Source organism: Pseudohalioglobus lutimaris, from assembly GCF_002866825.1.
GTDB lineage: Bacteria > Pseudomonadota > Gammaproteobacteria > Pseudomonadales > Halieaceae > Halioglobus > Halioglobus lutimaris.
In genome coordinates this window covers 533,960-551,578 of the sequence record NZ_PKUS01000001.1, presented here as the reverse complement: position 1 = coordinate 551,578, position 17,619 = coordinate 533,960, and the positions used below count along the sequence as shown (strand labels likewise).

Genomic DNA, 17,619 nt, shown 5'->3' with positions numbered 1-17,619 from the left:
AAAAAAAGGCCCTCAGTCGAGGGCCTCCTGCTGGCGTAGGCCTGTGATCAGCCAGCGCCCATCGCCTTGGATGCTTCGTCAGCCGCATCTGAAGCTGCATCCGATGCATCGTCCATGGCATCACCGGCGTCATCGGCCATATCTTTGGCAGAGTCCATAGCGTCATCGGCCATGTCTTTGGCAGAGTCCATAGCGTCATCGGCCATGTCACCGGCTGCGTCCATCGCGTCATTGACGGCATCGCCTGTCGCATCAGCCGCATCGGACATCGCGTCACCGGTTGCTTCCGCCGCATCGTCTATCGCCTGTCCGGCATCCGCCATGACATCTCCAGTGGCATCGGCAGCATCACTGGCCATATCACCGGCCGCATCGACAGCTTCACCAGCCTTGTCCGCCACCTGGTCCGCTGTCTCTTTCATGGAAGATTTTGCAGATTCGACATCTTCTTTGCTGCACGCTGCCAGAGACAACGTCAGAACCGCCGCGAACGCCGCAGCAAACAATTTCTGGATATTCATACTTACCCCTTACTATCGTATAGTTAGTTACCACTACTTCTCTGTCCCTCGTCAAAAGGACCCACCGCAAGAGAGTATACACGGCAGCCAATGAAGTAAAGCCGCCCGAGCCGTTGCTACATCGGCGGATAAGCTGCTACAGCGGCAGACAAAAAGACGGTACAGTATTGCCAGTGTCCGGCGGAGCAGGCGTATTCGTTGCCTGGCGTAGTTATCTTCAATATGGTGATCCTCGCAACCGCCGCAAAGATTCGCTACTGGAACCCGGACTGATGACCCCACGCAACATCTGGCTGGCAATTTTCCTGGCCACCTTCACCTGGTCTGCGATTGCGCCCAAAGATTATGCGACGTGGCTGATGGAAGTGGCGCCCGCCGTCATTGGTCTCATTGTGCTGATCACCACCCGCAATAGCTTTCCTCTCACTCCGCTTCTCTACTGGCTGGTGCTATTACACTGTGTCATTTTAATGGTCGGCGGGCACTACACTTATGCGGAAGTGCCGTTGTTCGACGGCCTGTTTGGCGCTGAGCGCAACAACTACGACAAGCTGGGGCACTTTGCTCAGGGCTTCGTCCCGGCCCTTATTGCGCGCGAGCTGCTGGTTCGCAAGCGCGTGGTCTCCGGCGATGGCTGGCGGGTTTTTTTTATCGTCTGTTTCTGCCTCGCGTTCTCTGCGTTCTATGAACTGCTGGAATGGCTGGCCGCGGTAGTCATGGGCGGTTCCGCAGAGGCATTCCTTGGCACCCAGGGTTACGAGTGGGATACCCAGTCCGATATGGCCCTGGCGCTAGTGGGCTCGGTGGCAGCGCTTCTTTCATTAAGCAAGCTACACGACAAGCAACTGCGCAGGCTGCAAAAATGACCAACATCGCTATTCGTCCCGGGACCCGCGAAGACAGCGCACTCATCTATCACTATGTCTGCGAACTGGCTAGATACGAAAAAGCCAGCCACGAAGTCGCGGCCAGCGAGCAGGTTCTGGCTGAGGTTCTCTTTGGGGAGCGGCCCCGCGCATACTCACTTATTTGCGAGATAGACAACCAGCCGGCGGGCTTCGCTGTTTACTTCTACAACTTCTCCACGTGGCTGGGCCAGTACGGGCTCTTTCTGGAGGACTTGTATGTCTCCCCGGAGTATCGCGGCAATGGAGCCGGAAAAGCCTTACTGCAATACCTCGCAAAGCAGGCAGTAGCCGAGGGCTGCGGCCGGTTTGAGTGGAATGTGCTGGACTGGAACGAACCATCTATCCAGTTCTACGAGTCCTGCGGAGCGGTAGCTCAAAGCGAGTGGGTAGGCTATCGCCTGCAGGGCGAAGCGCTGACACGCTTCGCCACAGAGGGCTGAAGCTTCAAGGCGGGTTCGCAGTCACTGATCCGGCGGGCAGGCCGCGGGCTTGTAGAAATCCTGCCCGTTAGCCGCTGACTCACTGAAGCTTGACCCTGACCCCGCCAGCAAGGTCAGCTGATGACTCTATGCGCCCGATCTTTGCAGCCTGTAATAGCCCTCCAGCGTGCAACTGCGCACAATATTCGTCTGCCTGGCCGGGATCCAGGGCAAGCAGCAGGCCCCCGCTGGTTTGCGGATCAAGCAACAGGTCCAGGTTATCGCCAGCGCCTATGGTGGCAGACTCAAGCGCCTCAGCGTTGGCCTCATGCATGGTGCTGCGTACCCCTGCAGCCAACTGCTCAAGTGCTCCCGGTAGAGCGGGAATTGTCGACAGCCGCAAACTCGCCATTTGCTTTTCGCCCAGCATTTCCAGCAAATGGCCCAGTAAACCAAAGCCGGTTATGTCGGTGCAGGCCGAGGCGCCATGCGTTAGCGCCAACCTGGCAGCATTGAAATTACTTTGCAGCATCATGGCAGTGGCCGCGGCGATATCCCTGCCATCCGCCAGCTGTCGCATATGGGCGGCAAACAGAACGCCGGTCCCCAGGGGCTTGGTCAGCACCAGCACATCTCCGTCCCTGGCTCCGCGCTTGCCCAGCAAACCGCGCCGGGGGTCCATAGCGCGCCCGTTGACGGCGAATCCCAACAACAATTCCGGGCCCTGCATGCTGTGCCCGCCCGTTAACTGGCAGTCCACCCGGGAGAATTCATGCAGTGCACCGGCGAGCACCTGCTGCAAGTCCCGTTGCAGCAAACTGGCCCGGGCAAAAGGCAGGGTCACGGCGGCCAGCGCAGACAGCGGCTGCGCTGCGCAGGCATAGAGATCACTGAGCGCATGATTGGCGGCAATGCGGCCCATCAACCATGGATCCGCAACCAGCTGGCGCAACAGGTCCAGGCTCTGCACGATAGCCACACGGTCGTCATTGGGTATCGGGGACGCATCGTCCCCATCCTCCGGCCGTGGACAATGCCGGGGGAAGTCCACGGCCAGGCTGGTCAGCACGCCGGCAAGGCCTCTAGCACCCACCTTGGCACCACAGCCGCCACAAACCTCAGCATCATTTTGAACGGCCCCGGCAATAACCCCTGCCCCGGACATGTCTGTGAGTTCAGGGAGCGCTGTAAAGCGGCCCATAAATTCACGGTCTATGCGGTCTTTCCAGCGCCACACCCATTCACCTGTGGCATAAAAGGGCCCCCTGTCGGCTGTGGCGCGACGATCGCCCAGGGACACCAGGGACAGAAAGCGCCGCTGTGGCCTGTGCTGTCTTAACGCCTTTCCCAGAAGCAAGGCACGCAGATTATGCGCCAGCACCGGCCCCTGGCGTACGGCGTAGACACCGGCCTTGGGGCGCGGATGGTTTATCTGGGTCGCGATATCCCCGGCGGCAAATACACTGGGGTCGTCCATGGACTGGAGTGTATCGCTGACCTGCAAAAAGCCTCGCGCATCACAGCTCAAACCGCTGGCGGCAACCCAGGGCGCTGCAGCAGCCCCGGTGCACCAGAAGAGATCGTCAAACCGGTGTTCTTCTCCGGTCTCCAGTTGCAGGGCCGTTGCGCTGACGGCCACCACCCTGCTTTGCAGGTGAAGCTGAATCCCACTGCGCGCCAGCGCAGCAACGGCGGCGGCACGTGCACCGGCGTTGTAACCCTGCATGATCTCGGGCGCACCGCAGAACAGGGCGATTTCGACGGCACTGCCGGAGAGTGAATGAGCCATTGCCAGCGCCAGCTCTACGCTCCCGGCACCGCCCCCCACGACCGCAACCATGGCGCGCTCATCGCGCTGCGCCAGCCGGCTGTCCATTTCACGCCAGCGCCGCCACAGGTCCGCCACCGGCTTGACTGGCACCGAGTAGTCGCGCGCCCCGGGTACAGAGTCGAGCTCGGGCTGCGAGCCAATATCTATACTGACAAAGTCGTAGGCAATAGCGGGTCGCCCCGCCAGGGACAGCGTTTTCCGCTGTGGGTCGAGGCCGGTGACTTCGGCCTCTATAAACCGCACTCCCGCCCATTGGCACAGGCGTGCAAGATCGATATGTGTCTGCTCGAAGCTGTAGTGCCCGGCGACCAGGCCGGGCAACATACCGGAGTAAGGTGTATGGCTTGCCGGTGATATAAGTGTGAGACGAAGGCCCACAACGGGTTCCATGGCGAGCATGCGCAATACTAACGCGTGAGCGTGACCTCCACCGACAAAAACCAGGTCCTGCTGCAGAATGGGCTGGCTGCGCATCAACTGGCCGCCCATTGAAGCACCGCCTCGCGAGAGCCGCGAAACAGGATGTCGCCCTCACGTTGCTGCAACTGGTATTCATACATCGGATCGTAGTAGTGCTCCAGCAAGAAAGCGATCCATTGCCGGTGCCCGCCGGTATCGCCACTGGATTGCTGTTGCTGGAAGGCGTCGGCCATGAATCCACTTGCCCGCTGGTGCCGCTCACCGCCGAGACGCTTACGAATACGCAGCAGGTCAGCCTGCAGTTTTTCTGCGTGCAGTCTGGCGCCAACATCACCATGCAGCCGCTGATAGCGCTCACCCAGATCGATAACATAGTCAGCGATAACCACATTCACGCGCTCATCCAGGCTCTCTTCGACTACCGCCATAGGTGCTACCGCCATGGCCGCGTGTAACACTTCAGGCAGGTACAGGCGGCCAATAAGTCGCCCTTCGTCCTCCAGAAAAAGGCGTCCGGGACCCTCTGCCAGACGCTTCATCAACGCGATGCTCAAGCAGTTCTCGAAATCAATCTGTCCCGGCTGTGGCGCTGGCAGCTGACCAAAGGTCGAGCCCCGGTGATTGGCAAGGCCCTCAAGATCAATGCTTCCGGGCAGATCCCAGATCACCCGGGTTTTGCCTGTGCCAGTTTTGCCACTGATCAGTACAAATTGCGCCGCCGCCACGGAGCGCTCCAGCTCATCGATAAGAAAGCGGCGCATCGCCTTGTAGCCGCCGCGCACCAGTGGATAGTCGATGCCCGCTTCACGCAGCCACCTCTGCACAGTTTGCGAACGCAAACCGCCTCGAAAACAATAAAGATAGCCGTCCGGGTGGCTCTGGGCAAAGGCGCTCCATTGGGCCAGCCTGCGCGAGCGGACCTCTGCGTTGACCAACTGGTGGCCCAGTTCAATCGCAGCTTCCCTACCCTGCTGTTTGTAGCGGGTTCCAACCTGTGCCCGTTCGTCGTCAGTCATTAACGGTAAGCTGGTGGCGGCGGGAAAGGCCCCTTTTTCAAACTCCAGCGGAGCGCGCATGTCCATCATTGGTGCGTCTGTCAGGAACAGCGCACGGTAGTCTTCCGTGTCCGGGCGCGATGCCAAGCGCAGCCTACTCCGCCTCGCCGCCAAAGAGAGCGATTACGCGCTCCTGTAGTCCGGTGATGGCATCAGACATCAGAGCGAAGTCCGCGTCCAGGCGGGCCGCGTCGTCTGCCTCAGGAATATCCTCGTTCTCTTTCATCAGCTCTTCACTAAATTTAAGGCGACGCAGGCAGAGATCCTCCGCCAGCACCAGCTTTACCCGCTCCTCCCAGCATAAGGCAAGCCGCGCAACCTGTTTGCCGGCATTGAGATGAGTCTCTACCTCTTCACTCAACAAATCAACGCCGCGACAACGCACAATACCGCCTTCCTCGCCCAGTTCGCGCAGTTCGCACTCCTCCCCCAGGGTAAAGTCATCCGGCAGGCTCTGGTGAGCGATCCAGCCGGTCATGGTGTCCACAGGAGCGTTATTTACCTGCGGCAGCACTACCGGAAAACTACCGATACATTCGCGTAAAAGATTGAGCAGTTCCTCCGCTCGCGCGGCGCTGGCAGCATCGACGAAGACCCAATTGCTGCGCGTGTCGATATAGGCAAAGACAGCCCCGGAACGGGTAAAAGCCCTGGGCAGGCAATCCTGGACGATCTCGTCCTTTAACGTCAGGCGCTCCTTGCGGTAGACCTTGCGCGCCTGCTCCGCTTCGATTTCGGCAACCTTTTCGTCCAGTTGCTCACGCACTACCGTAGATGGCAGCAGTTTCTCTTCACGTTTGAGCTTGATAAGCAGGCGACCGCCGGCTGCGTGGGCCAACGCCTCAGAGGCCGGCCCCAGCGGCGACACCCAACCCATGGAGAGGGCCTGGGTTTTGCCGCATGGCTCGAAAACTCGCTGGCCGAGCTGCTCCCCCAATTGCTCGGCAGATAGCTCGAAAGGGCTGGTAAGACGGTAGGCACGAATGTTCTTGAACCACATGATGAAGAGGGACTCCTGCAAAAGGCGCAGATTGTAACCCAGCACTCAGGCCTCAATGGAAGAAAAACACCGCCCACGTACAAATTATTGGGCTTGTCAGTGCCTGTTGCCGTTGTATGCAAGGTGATCGCGCGTTTTAATTTTCCCCCTCATTCAAGCAGCGCCGAATTATGCCTCGGCGGGAGTCCCCCGTATGACCGCAGCAGTCAAAACCAACCCCTCACAACCTCATCATGCCCGGGACGTCAGTCATTGGGACCTGGAAACCGATGTGGTCATAGTAGGCTTTGGTGGCGCCGGTGGCTGCGCCGCGATCGAAGCCGCCGATGCCGGCTCCGAAGTCATCATTCTTGAACTGGCCAGTGCCAGCGGTGGCTCTACAGCAATGTCCAGCGCGGAAATCTACATGGGTGGCAGCGGCGGTACCAGGGTACAACGAGCCTGTGGGTTCGAGGACAGCACCGAGGACATGGTCACCTATATGATGATGTCCAACGGACCGCAGGCGGATGAGGCCAAGATCCGCAACTACTGCGAGAACAGTGTCGAGCACTTCGAATGGCTGTGCGACATCGGCGTGCCTTTCAAGGACAGCTTTCACGAGGAACGCGCTATCATGTGCCTCACCGACGACGGCCTGTTGTATACCGGCAGCGAAAAGGCCTACCCCTTCAGCGAGCACGCCAAGCCAGCCCCACGGGGGCACAACCTCTACGTGAAGGGCGACAACGGCGGGCCGCTGTTCATGAAGATAATCAACGAGAACGTGGACAAGCGCGAGCGGATCACCGTCCATTACGAGACGCGCGCACTGACCCTGATCACAGATAACGACGGCGAAGTCGTTGGCGTCGTCGTACGGCAGAACAAGCAAGAGCTCAACGTGCGCGCCAGACAGGGGGTTATCCTCTGCGCCGGCGGCTTCAACATGAATGAGGACATGGTCCAGAAATACGCCCCGAAACTGTTGTCGGGTAACCAGCCGATAGGCAACCCCGGTGATACCGGCACTGGCATTCTGATGGGTATGTCCGTGGGCGGCGCCGCAATCAATATGCATGAGGGGTTCATCAGCATTCCCTACTATCCGCCGGCCAGCATCACCTATGGCATTGCCGTTAACGACAAGGGGCAGCGCTTCATCAACGAGGACGTCTACCATGCCCGCCTGGGCCAGGCTGTGCTCGACCAACCCGGTGATCGCTTCTACTTCATTCTTACCGTGGATCAGTACGGCGACTACGAGAAGCTCAACTTCATGGGAGCCAGTATCGCCGGCACCGGCGAGACCGAGGAGGAACTGGAAGAAGAGCTGGGCCTGCGCCGGGGCACGCTGCAAAACACACTGCGTATCTACAACGAGGACTGCGCCGCCGGCAACGACACGCAGTTTCACAAGGCGCCACAGTGGTTGCGGCAACTGGAGCCACCTCTGGTAGCACTCGATATCACCCCGGGACGCGGAGTGTTCGTACCCTATTTTACGCTGGGCGGCCTGGATACCTTGCCTGGCGGTGAAGTGCTGGACCCACAGCGCCAGGTCATTCGCGGCCTTTATGCGGCGGGGCGTACCGCCTGTGGCATCGTGCGTCGAGCGGATGGCTATTCCAGCGGAATGTCGGTAGGCGACGCCAGTTTTTCCGGACGGATGGCGGGTAAACAGGTAGCGGCCTCCGCGCGTCGCTGAGTCGCGGGCTTGTCAGCCCGACGGCACACTCCTACCATGGCCTTACCCCGCAGCAGAAGCAGGGTGCTATTTTCGCTATTGAGGCAAGGCTATGAAATACCTGCACACCATGGTGCGTGCGCGCGACCTGGATGAAACTCTGGACTTCTATTGTGCCAAACTGGGACTGATTGAGGTCAGGCGTTACGACAGCGAGGCCGGCCGCTTCACCCTCGTCTTCCTGGCGGCACCCGGCGATGGCGTGGGCGAAGCCAGCGACCTGGGCAGGCTCACACCCTGCATCGAAATTACCTGGAACTGGGATGTTGAGGAATACGAGGGCGGGAGAAATTTCGGGCACCTTGCCTACGAGGTGGACGACATCTACGCCACCTGTAAGCGCCTCGCCGATGCCGGGGTGACCATCAACCGGCCACCCCGGGACGGCCACATGGCTTTTGTGCGCTCACCAGACGGTATCTCTATCGAATTACTGCAGGCAGGTGAATCACTGCCCGCACAGGAACCCTGGGCCTCCATGGAGAATACTGGCAGCTGGTAAATCTCGCCATGAGCAACAGCATCTCCACGCGCCTGATTACCGTGCTCACCGCGGCGGCGGCATTAATTATCAGTGCCGGAATGCTGCTCGACTACCGGGTTTCACGTGAAGAGATTCTGCAGCGCCTCACCGAACAGGCAGTTGCGGAGACCCGCGTGGTTATCAGTGATATGGAAAGCTGGCTCAACAGTGTCGAGGCCACCACTCGACTGCTGGCGAGCATTCTGGAACAACGACAATATAGCGAGGCAGGTCTGCAGCAGATGCTGCGAGATGTGGTGAGCAATAATAACCAGATATTTGGCGCAGCCATCGCAGTAATTCCGGGGTCGGCGGAAGGCAATGAAGGTTTCGCGCCCTACTTCTATGTCCGGGACGGCCAGATACACTTCGCCGACCTGACCAGCGACCAGGCGAGTTACACCGAACAGGCCTGGTTTACCGAGCCCCTGTCCCGCCGCGAGGCAGTATGGAGTGAACCTTACTTCGACAAGGGCGGTGGCGAGGTGAACATGACCACTTTTTCCGTCCCCGTTTATCGCAAAGACGAAACAGGCGCTTCCTATCCCTATGCTGTGGTGACAGCCGATGTAACGCTTGCTGCAATCAACACCGCCATGCAGCAACTGCATCTGGGCGCCAGCAGCTATGGGCTGCTGTTCAGTCGCAAGGGCATTCTGATGAGTTCCCGCTCAGGGCAGAACGTGATGAAGCACTACTCGGAACTGCACTTCAAGGGTTTGGACCTGGATGGTTGGCGGCTCATGTTTCAACGAGCGCTGCGCGGAGAAACCAGTACCCGGGACTTTCCCTGTGCCGACAATAGCGGTCGCTGCACAATACGCCTGGGCCGTCTGGGCATCACCGGCTGGCCGGTCGGCGTCGGCTACCACCAGAACGAGGTTCTTTCGCCCCTGCACCACTTTGAGCTGAAAACCGCAGCCATTAGCGCAATCACACTGCTGCTGGTGGTCCTGGCCGTTTACGCCCTTATTTCGCGCCTGACGCGGCCACTCTCTGAGCTGACACGAGCGACGGAGGATATGGCCAGGGGCAACCTTGATACACCACTGCCTCGTGCCTCCGGTGAGGACGAGGTCGCCCGGCTGGTCAGGTCTTTCAGCAGCATGAACAGAGACCTGAAAAGCTATATTGCCGACCTGGAGAGCGTCACTGCCAGCCGTTCCCGGCTGGAGGGCGAACTGGCAGCGGCACGCGATATCCAGATGTCCATGCTGCCAGAGGGCGGCGAAGCCCTGTTGAACGTTGAGAATATCACCCTCTGGGCAAAGGTGGCCCCCGCCAGAACCGTAGGCGGTGATCTCTACACCTATTATCGGGACGGAGATCAGTTGTTCCTGGCCGTGGGAGATGTGTCAGACAAGGGCGTGCCTGCGGCATTGTTTATGGCCCGCGCCATCAGCCTGATTCAGCAGTTGGCGGGGACGGCCACACCGCCTCACCAGGCGATGACGGAACTCAATAACGCCCTGGAGCGCGACAACCACTCCTGCATGTTCGTTACCCTGTTCCTTGGCGTATTGGACCTGCGCACTGGCCGGTTACGCTTCGCCAGCGCGGGACATACTGCCCCCGCCCTGCTGCGCGAAGGCGGAGTGAGCGTGCAGAATCAGGCCACAGGGCCGGCGCTGGGCCTGGTCCCGGACCAGCTCTATCCCGATAACAGTCTACAGTTGCAAAACGGCGACCGTCTGGCCATTTACACCGACGGAATTGACGAGGCGTTTAACGAAAGAGCGGAGATGTTTGGTTCAGAGCGCTTCAACCGGGCACTGTTGGCGAGCGCTCACCTGTCAACCGCGCAAGCCGGACAAAGTCTGTTCACTGCAGTAACAGACTTTGCCGGTAAGCAGCCACAGTCTGACGATATAACCCTGATGCTGCTGGACTACGCCTGGCCAGCTGCCGCCTCAGCGACAGGCAGGTTTACTCTTGGCGACACACTAACCGGGCACGTGCATGGCTGGATGGAGCCAGTATTGGCCGACTGGGAGCTTGCTGAGACGTTCAAAACCGAGCTTACACTGGTGGCAGAGGAGATCGTCTCCAACATACAGAAGTACGCGGGGCTTGCCGATGATGCGCACATCGAGCTACTAATGGAGCGCCACCACGATAAGTTGGTACTGGAGGTACGCGACCCTGGCCTGGCGTTTAATCCACTGCGGGAAGCCCGGCGCTCAACCCTTGGGGAAGACATCGAATCTGCAGAGATTGGTGGCCTTGGTGTACACTTGATTACGCAGTTTACCGACCGCCAGCACTACCATCACGAGGACGGAATCAACGTCCTGAGGGTGGAAAAAGACAGGCCCCCGAAGCTAGATGGACACTCCTGAATAGAGGCTTAGATAACCATGGATTTGACCACCACAGTTGCCGTTGATGAAGAGAACTCCGTTGCCCGTGTCTCCCTTGCGGGAGCATTGAACACGGACACTGCACCGGCTTTTGAGCTGCGCCTGCAGGATGTTGTCGACAAGAACTACGCGTTGACAGTGCTCGACATGAAGGATCTCGATTACATCAGCTCTGCGGGGCTGCGTGTTATCTTCAAAGCCGCCAAGCAAACCCGCGGCCGGGGCAACAAGCTGGCTGCCGCTAATCGCAAGCCGCATATCGACAAGGTATTCGAGATTCTGAAGGCTCTACCGGACATGGCGGTATTCGCCAATGAGCAGGAACTGGACGACTATCTCGACAGCATGCAGAGCCAGGTCAGGGGAGACTAGCTCAGCCTTTCAGGAACCTCAGTATCCAGCGAGCTACCCGGTCCCCTTCCTGCGCCCGGGTGAGGGAGGCCACGCCGGAGGCGTAAACACCCTCGCCGATCATTTCCCGGCGGTAATCCATAATTTCCCTGGAGTATTCAGGCAAGAACTCAGGGTGACCCTGAAACGTGAGAATATGCTTCCCGATCTGCACCACTGCATTCTCGCAAAATTCGCTGCTCGCTAGCACCCGGGCACCCTCGGCATTCTGCACCACCTGGTCCTGGTGGCTGACAAGTATATGCAAATCAGCTGACTCATCATCGTGCCAATCGGGTGTTTCCACGAAAGTGTGGGTATGCAGGCCCTGGCCCCAACCTTTGGTGGATTTTTCTGTCTTGCCACCCAGCGCCTGAGCGACAATCTGGTGGCCGAAGCAGATACCCACGAGTTTCTTCTTACGCGCGTTCAGCTCGCGTACAAACGCCATGAGATCGGTAATCCATTGCTTGTCTTCATACACCGAGGACTTGCTACCGGTGATCAGGTAGGCATCCACCTCGTCTACATCCTCGGGGTAGATGCCCTCTTCTACATCGTAAACAACAAATTCCAGATCGGGGTCTGCCCTGCCCAGGAGTGCGACAAACATGTCCGGGTACTCGCCGAAGTCCGGCACCCACTCTGGACGCACTGCGTCGGTCTTCAAAATTCCAATTTTCATTGCATACCTTGTTTGCAAGGCGGTTTCACCCGCACATTGCGGCCATCTTAGGTAACGGCCGGGGCCGCTGTCCATAACACTATTGGGCAGGGCCACGCGCTTACCTCAAGCCACTATTGGGTAGGCTACTGGAATAGGGTAATGTGTCGCCCCTACCCAGAAAAAGGCCCAGGTTTTGTTTTCCCGATTATTCGTCCTCGCAGTACTGCTGGGCAGCCCTGTAGCCAGCGCCACAGAAGCCACGTTTACCGGCTCCAGTAGTTGCCAGACCTGTCACGCTGATGAATACAAAAACTGGCAGGGCTCTCATCACGACCTCGCCATGCAACTGGCCACGCCTGATACCGTGCTCGGCGACTTCAACGACTCCTCTTTCACCTTCAACGGCATCACCAGCCGTTTCTTCAGGGACGGCGACAGGTTCATGGTGCGCACAGACGGTGAGGACGGCAAGTTGACGGACTTCGAGGTGGCCTATGTCTTCGGGGTTTACCCTCTGCAGCAGTACCTGCTGCCGCTATCTCGTGGTCGCCTGCAGGCTCTCAGCATTTCCTGGGATTCACGACCTCAATCTGAAGGCGGCCAACGCTGGTTCCACCTCTATCCTGACGAGCCTATTGACTTCAAGGACCCGCTGCACTGGACCGGCCCCTACCAGAACTGGAACACCCGCTGCGCTGAGTGTCACAGTACAGACCTTCAGAAGAACTACACCCGCGAGAGCCGCAGCTTTAACACCACCTACAAGGAGATCGACGTCAGCTGCGAGGCTTGCCACGGCCCAGGCAGCAAGCACCTCGAACTGGCCAGAACGGATTCGCTGGATGGCGCACATGGCGGTGGCTTCCCCACTGATCTGGCGCAGCGTGGCGAATGGGTGTTTCCCGAGGGAGAGCATATCGCCCGGCGCGCCCAGCCGCTGGCATCTCGCGCCCAGATTGACAACTGCGCACGCTGTCACAGCCGCAGGGGCACCCTGGGGGACTATCACTATGGTGCCGATCTGCTGGATACACATCGACTCTCAATGCTGCAGTCGCCGCTTTATCACTACGATGGCCAAATTCTCGACGAGGTCTATGTCTACGGTTCATTCGTGCAGAGCAAAATGCATCAGGCCGGCGTGGTCTGCAGCAACTGTCACGAGCCACACAGTGCAGAGCTGAGGGCGCCGGGCAATGCGATATGCGCGCAGTGCCACAGGCCGGAAGTCTACGACAGCCCGGATCATCACTTCCATCCGCTGGAAAGTGCCGGCGCGAGCTGCGCGGATTGTCATATGCCCGAGACCACCTACATGGTGGTAGATCCCCGCAGGGATCATAGTATGCGCATACCCCGCCCGGACCTCTCCGTGGTTATAGGAACACCCAATGCCTGCAACCAGTGTCACACTGACCAGGATGCGCAATGGGCGGTCGATGCGTTGCGTGACAAGGGGGTCATTTTCCGCGACACCGGGACTCACTTCTCGCGCGCCTTTGAACGTCTTGATCGAGGCGATGCTAGCGGTGTCCCCACCCTGGCGCAGCTGGCCAACGATACCGCCACGGCGCCGATCTGGCGCGCTACCGCCATGGAGGCACTGGGCCAGGTAGGCGGTCGTGAGGCCACCCAGACCATGGCCGCACTGCTCTATGATGACGACCCGATCATTCGCACCAGTACGGTGCGTTCACTGGATTTCGTTTCATTACAGCAACGCTTCCAGTTGTTGACCCCGCTAATCGATGACGAAATCCTCGCCGTGCGCATGGAAGTGGCCCTGGCGCTCGCCGAGGTGCCGCTGGACCAGATACAGCAGGCGGATGCAGACAAGTTGCGCAAGCTGTTCAGCGAATACACAACCGTCATGGCGCAGCACGCGGACATGCCCTCGGTGCTGATGCAGCTTGGCCTGTTCCAGGCCAACCGTGGCGACCTCCCTGCTGCCGAGAGCAACTATCGTGAAGCGCTGTTAATCAATCCTCAACTGATAGGCGCCTACCTGAATCTTGCCGACTTGTTACGTGCCCAGAGCCGGGATGCACAGGCCAGGGATCTACTGCTGCAGGCCATGAACATCGCTCCGGAAAACGGCAACATCCTACACGCGCTGGGTTTGCTGGAAACCCGATCAGGGGAATCGGAAAGGGCGCTGGACTACCTGCGCAGCGCGGCAGAGCTGGAGACGCGCGGTATGCGTCACCGCTTTGTGTACGCGATTGCACTACACGACCTGGGCAATCCCCGCCAGGCGCTGACAGAACTGAACAAATTGCACAGGGCGTTTCCGCGAGAGGAACAAGTGCTGCTGGCCATGGCCAACTACAGCGCTGAGTTGGGCGATCGGCAAAGAGCGCGCAGCTACACGCAGCAGTTACTCAAGTTGTCACCGCGCAACCCCAATTACCAGCAACTCCTGCAGAGCTTGAGCAGTAACTAGCGGAACAGGTAACGATCCATGATAGGGAAGTAGCGCTCGCGAATGGCTAATGACTCATTGGCCAATTGGTGTCCTGCCTCAGGCAGGTAGTCGATCGTACTGCCTGGAAACAGCTTGCTGATCGCCCCCATGTTATAGCGCCACTGCACGGTGGTATCCCGTTGCCCCTGAATAACCTGCACCGGTCCCACGCCAAAGTCCGTCAGCGGCAAGGCGGCGAGCCAGCGCTTCAGGGCACCCAACCAGCGCAGGGAGACGCGCCGACACTGCAGCGGGTCGCGGCGCACAAACTCCAGAAACTCATCGTCTGAGGAATTACGATTGTAGGAGCGCGTGACGCTGTCGCGAAAGCGATGCAGCAACAGAAAACCGACGCGCACACGCACCCAACCCGCAGGCCGGACCAGCGGCGCCAGGAAAATCGCATGTTGAAAGCGCCAGCGGCCGCTTCTTGCGCACTCCATCAGAGCGGCGCAACCGGTGCTCTGGCCCATAGCGTGCAGCGGAAGGTGCGGCAGTTCAACACCGTCGAGGACATCCACCACCGCGTCAGCATAATCAGTGAAGCTGTCGATCACCCCCGGCTCACCAGAGGAGAGCCCGTGACCGGGCAGGTCGAAGATCAATACGTTGCAACGTCGGGAAAGGCCGTACGCCACCAGCTTGTCATAGAGCCCACTGTGGTCAAAGTAGCCGTGCACCAGGCACAGGTTTGCTCGCGCATCAGGCACCGTCCAGCAGTGCGTCATTAGTCGAAAATTTCCCGAGACGATGCTGCCGAAGCGATACGTCGCCTCAGGGTAGGTTTCATTGAAATTCAGGTCGTAAAAGCCGAGGTAGCGCAGAAACAGCGCCGAGGGCCCATTGTCCCCGAAAGCGGGTAAGGCACCCCTGAGCTCATCCAGTTCCTGCGCTGTCACCGTCGTAACGCTCACGGTCGTTTCACCGGGCCCTGGCACCACAGCCCGGTCATTGCAGCGCCGGCGGGGCCGCTGCAATCGAAACGGCCAACCCTGCCCGGGTGCTCACGCGCCCGCCAGGGCCTGTAATGCCTTTCATCCGCTGACCGCAGTGCTTACTTGACCTGGGGTGTAAGCGTTCCAGACTCGTACTGGACGTACATGGACTCCAGCGAGCTCACCTTTATCTTGTCAGCTTTACCGGCAGTGTCAAAAGACTCATAGCGGGCGATGCAGATGTCTCGCATCGCGTCTATGGTCTTGGCGAGATATTTGCGCGGGTCAAATTCGGCCGGATTCTCCGCCATGAAACGACGAATGGCTCCTGTAGACGCCAGGCGCAGGTCCGTATCAATATTGATCTTGCGCACTCCGTGGCGAATCCCTTCCTGAATTTGTTCTACCGGCACGCCATAGGTCTCGGGTATCTCACCGCCAAACTCGTTGATCACCGCAAGCCAGTCCTGCGGGACGGATGAGGATCCGTGCATAACCAGGTGGGTATTGGGAATGCGCGCGTTGATTTCCTTGATGCGATCAATAGCGAGAATATCGCCGGTGGGCGGCCGCGTGAACTTGTAGGCCCCATGGCTGGTGCCACAGGCAATAGCGAGCGCGTCTACTTCCGTCGCCTTGACGAACTCCGCGGCTTCCTCCGGGTCAGTAAGCATTTGCTCATGCGTCAACTTACCCTCCGCACCGATGCCGTCTTCCTCGCCTGCCTCGCCAGTTTCCAGCGAACCGAGACAGCCCAGCTCACCTTCCACGGACACACCACAGGCATGCGCCATGTCCACCACCTGACGCGTAACAGCCACGTTGTAGTCGTAGTCCATGGGTGTTTTGCCGTCAGTGCCCAGCGAGCCGTCCATCATTACCGAGGAAAACCCCAGTTGGATGGATCGCTGGCAGACCGCCGGGGAGGTTCCATGATCCTGGTGCACGACCACGGGGATGTGCGGAAATTCGTTCATTGCCGCCTCCATCATTGCCCGCAGAAAAGGCGCACCGGCGTACTTGCGGGCTCCCGCGCTGGCCTGCATTATCACCGGCGAGTTGGTTTTATCGGCCGCCTCCATGATGGCGCGAGTTTGTTCAAGGTTGTTTACATTGAAGGCCGGAACGCCGTAGCCGTGCTCGGCGGCGTGGTCCAGCAACTGTCGCATGCTGATAAGTGCCATGGTGTCTACTACCTCTGAGTATTGATGTCGTGTGTTTTATCAGTCGGCTGCTCGCGCTTCCAGCACAGCAACTGCGGGAAGAACCTTGCCTTCCACATATTCCAGGAACGCCCCGCCCCCGGTAGAAATGTAAGTAACCTTGTCGGCAATACCATACTTGTCTATCGCCGCCAGGGTGTCGCCGCCGCCCGCCAGGGAAAAAGCAGAAGAGTCGGCGATGGCCCGGGACAAGGCCTCTGTGCCACCGCCAAACTGGTCGAACTCGAAGACCCCCACCGGCCCATTCCACAGTATGGTGCCTGCGCCGCCAATAATAGTCGCGATGGCAGCGGCAGACTGCGGTCCTATGTCGAAGATCATATCATCTGCCGCCACATCCTCAGCGGACTTCGTTTCGGCTGCGGCCGTCTCGGAAAACTCCTTGCCGGTGACCACGTCCACGGGCAGAGGGATACTGGTTTTTTCCATCAGCGACCTGGCGTCGGCAAGCAGGTCGTGCTCACAGAGTGATTTACCCACGGGCTTACCGGCGGCGGCGAGAAATGTGTTGGCGATGCCGCCCCCCACAATCAACTGGTCCACTTTATCGGACAGGGTCTCCAGCACCGTCAACTTGGTCGACACCTTGGAGCCGCCGACGATCGCGACCATGGGCCGGGCCGGGTCAGACAAGGCCTGCTCAAGGGCTGTCAGCTCACCTTCCAGCAGGGGCCCGGCACAGGCAACGGGGGCAAATTTCGCCACGCCGTGGGTGGAGGCCTGGGCGCGATGCGCCGTGCCGAATGCATCCATCACGAATATCTCACAGAGCCCGGCATAGGCCTGCGCAAGCGTCTCGTCATCTTTCTTTTCACCGGGGTTGAAACGAACATTTTCCAGCATGGCGACTTCGCCATCGTTCAACTCCACACCCAGCTTCCAGTCCTCCACCAGAGTGACCTTCTGCTCAAGAAGCTCAGCGAGGTGGGCAGCCACCGGGGCCATGGAGTACTGGGGATCAAACTCACCCTCGGTGGGGCGCCCCAGGTGGGACATCAGAATGACCCTGGCACCCGCCTTGCAGGCCGCCTCAATAGTGGGCAGCGCCGCGCGTATGCGCGCATCAGAGGTCACGACCCCGTCCTTGATCGGTACGTTGAGGTCTTCGCGGATCAAAACCCGCTTACCCTTCAGGTCCAGGTCCTTCATCAATTTAACGTTCAGGGCCATGGGTTTG

At 59.3% G+C, this 17,619-nt stretch carries 15 protein-coding genes; 7 read left to right on the top strand and 8 right to left on the bottom strand.

Going from position 1 to position 17,619, the window contains the following annotated elements:
* Nucleotides 1–47 precede the first annotated feature (47 nt).
* Nucleotides 48–521 (bottom strand): hypothetical protein, encoded by a 474-nt coding sequence (locus C0039_RS20995; RefSeq protein ID WP_075999843.1) that lies wholly within the window; start codon nt 519–521, stop codon nt 48–50.
* Between the two features lie 272 nt (nt 522–793).
* On the opposite strand from C0039_RS20995, the gene C0039_RS02410 reads away from it, so the two are divergent.
* Together C0039_RS02410 and C0039_RS02405 are read left to right on the top strand one after the other, a co-directional pair.
* Nucleotides 794–1,387 (top strand): DUF2238 domain-containing protein, encoded by a 594-nt coding sequence (locus C0039_RS02410; RefSeq protein WP_075999842.1) that lies wholly within the window; start codon nt 794–796, stop codon nt 1,385–1,387.
* Nucleotides 1,384–1,869 (top strand): GNAT family N-acetyltransferase, encoded by a 486-nt coding sequence (locus C0039_RS02405; RefSeq protein ID WP_075999841.1) that lies wholly within the window; start codon nt 1,384–1,386, stop codon nt 1,867–1,869. Before C0039_RS02410 ends, C0039_RS02405 begins: the two co-directional genes overlap by 4 nt.
* 79 nt (nt 1,870–1,948) lie before the next feature.
* Here the strand turns inward: C0039_RS02405 and selD are convergent, their stop codons facing one another.
* From selD to rdgC, 3 genes are read right to left on the bottom strand one after another with little or no spacing between them, the layout of a single operon-like run.
* Complete coding sequence (gene selD / locus C0039_RS02400) at nt 1,949–4,168, bottom strand: selenide, water dikinase SelD (RefSeq protein WP_243391530.1); 2,220 nt, start codon at nt 4,166–4,168, stop codon at nt 1,949–1,951.
* Nucleotides 4,153–5,241 (bottom strand): tRNA 2-selenouridine(34) synthase MnmH, encoded by a 1,089-nt coding sequence (gene mnmH, locus C0039_RS02395; protein ID WP_075999840.1) that lies wholly within the window; start codon nt 5,239–5,241, stop codon nt 4,153–4,155. Before mnmH ends, selD begins: the two co-directional genes overlap by 16 nt.
* Nucleotides 5,242–5,248: 7 nt before the next feature.
* Entirely contained in the window at nt 5,249–6,199 is a 951-nt protein-coding gene (gene rdgC / locus C0039_RS02390; RefSeq protein WP_243391529.1) for a recombination-associated protein RdgC, read from the bottom strand.
* Between the two features lie 148 nt (nt 6,200–6,347).
* On the opposite strand from rdgC, the gene C0039_RS02385 reads away from it, so the two are divergent.
* From C0039_RS02385 to C0039_RS02370, 4 genes are all read left to right on the top strand, one after another.
* Complete coding sequence (locus C0039_RS02385; RefSeq protein WP_101517122.1) at nt 6,348–7,841, top strand: FAD-dependent oxidoreductase; 1,494 nt, start codon at nt 6,348–6,350, stop codon at nt 7,839–7,841.
* Nucleotides 7,842–7,932: 91 nt separating this feature from the next.
* The gene (locus C0039_RS02380; RefSeq protein WP_075999838.1) at nt 7,933–8,382 is read left to right on the top strand and encodes a VOC family protein; all 450 of its coding nucleotides are present in this window, start codon (nt 7,933–7,935) and stop codon (nt 8,380–8,382) included.
* Between the two features lie 8 nt (nt 8,383–8,390).
* On the top strand, nt 8,391–10,742 hold the full coding sequence (locus C0039_RS02375; RefSeq protein WP_101517121.1) for a SpoIIE family protein phosphatase: 2,352 nt from the start codon (nt 8,391–8,393) through the stop codon (nt 10,740–10,742).
* An 18-nt stretch (nt 10,743–10,760) separates the two neighbouring features.
* A complete protein-coding gene (locus C0039_RS02370; protein WP_084179471.1) occupies nt 10,761–11,135 on the top strand; it encodes an STAS domain-containing protein in 375 nt (124 codons plus the stop codon).
* 1 nt (nt 11,136) lies between these two features.
* On the opposite strand, the gene C0039_RS02365 is transcribed toward C0039_RS02370, so the two are convergent.
* On the bottom strand, nt 11,137–11,838 hold the full coding sequence (locus C0039_RS02365; RefSeq protein ID WP_075999836.1) for a glutamine amidotransferase-related protein: 702 nt from the start codon (nt 11,836–11,838) through the stop codon (nt 11,137–11,139).
* A gap of 175 nt (nt 11,839–12,013) precedes the next feature.
* On the opposite strand from C0039_RS02365, the gene C0039_RS02360 reads away from it, so the two are divergent.
* The gene (locus C0039_RS02360; protein WP_101517120.1) at nt 12,014–14,263 is read left to right on the top strand and encodes a HEAT repeat domain-containing protein; all 2,250 of its coding nucleotides are present in this window, start codon (nt 12,014–12,016) and stop codon (nt 14,261–14,263) included.
* Here the strand turns inward: C0039_RS02360 and C0039_RS02355 are convergent.
* From C0039_RS02355 to C0039_RS02345, 3 genes are all read right to left on the bottom strand, one after another.
* Nucleotides 14,260–15,198, bottom strand: coding sequence for an alpha/beta hydrolase (locus tag C0039_RS02355; RefSeq protein ID WP_133125923.1), 939 nt, complete (start codon nt 15,196–15,198; stop codon nt 14,260–14,262). The two genes, C0039_RS02360 and C0039_RS02355, sit on opposite strands and share 4 nt — an antisense overlap.
* Before the next feature lie 140 nt (nt 15,199–15,338).
* The gene (gene fba, locus C0039_RS02350) at nt 15,339–16,403 is read right to left on the bottom strand and encodes a class II fructose-bisphosphate aldolase (RefSeq protein ID WP_075999833.1); all 1,065 of its coding nucleotides are present in this window, start codon (nt 16,401–16,403) and stop codon (nt 15,339–15,341) included.
* A gap of 39 nt (nt 16,404–16,442) precedes the next feature.
* Nucleotides 16,443–17,612, bottom strand: coding sequence for a phosphoglycerate kinase (locus C0039_RS02345; RefSeq protein WP_423810676.1), 1,170 nt, complete (start codon nt 17,610–17,612; stop codon nt 16,443–16,445).
* Nucleotides 17,613–17,619 lie beyond the last annotated feature (7 nt).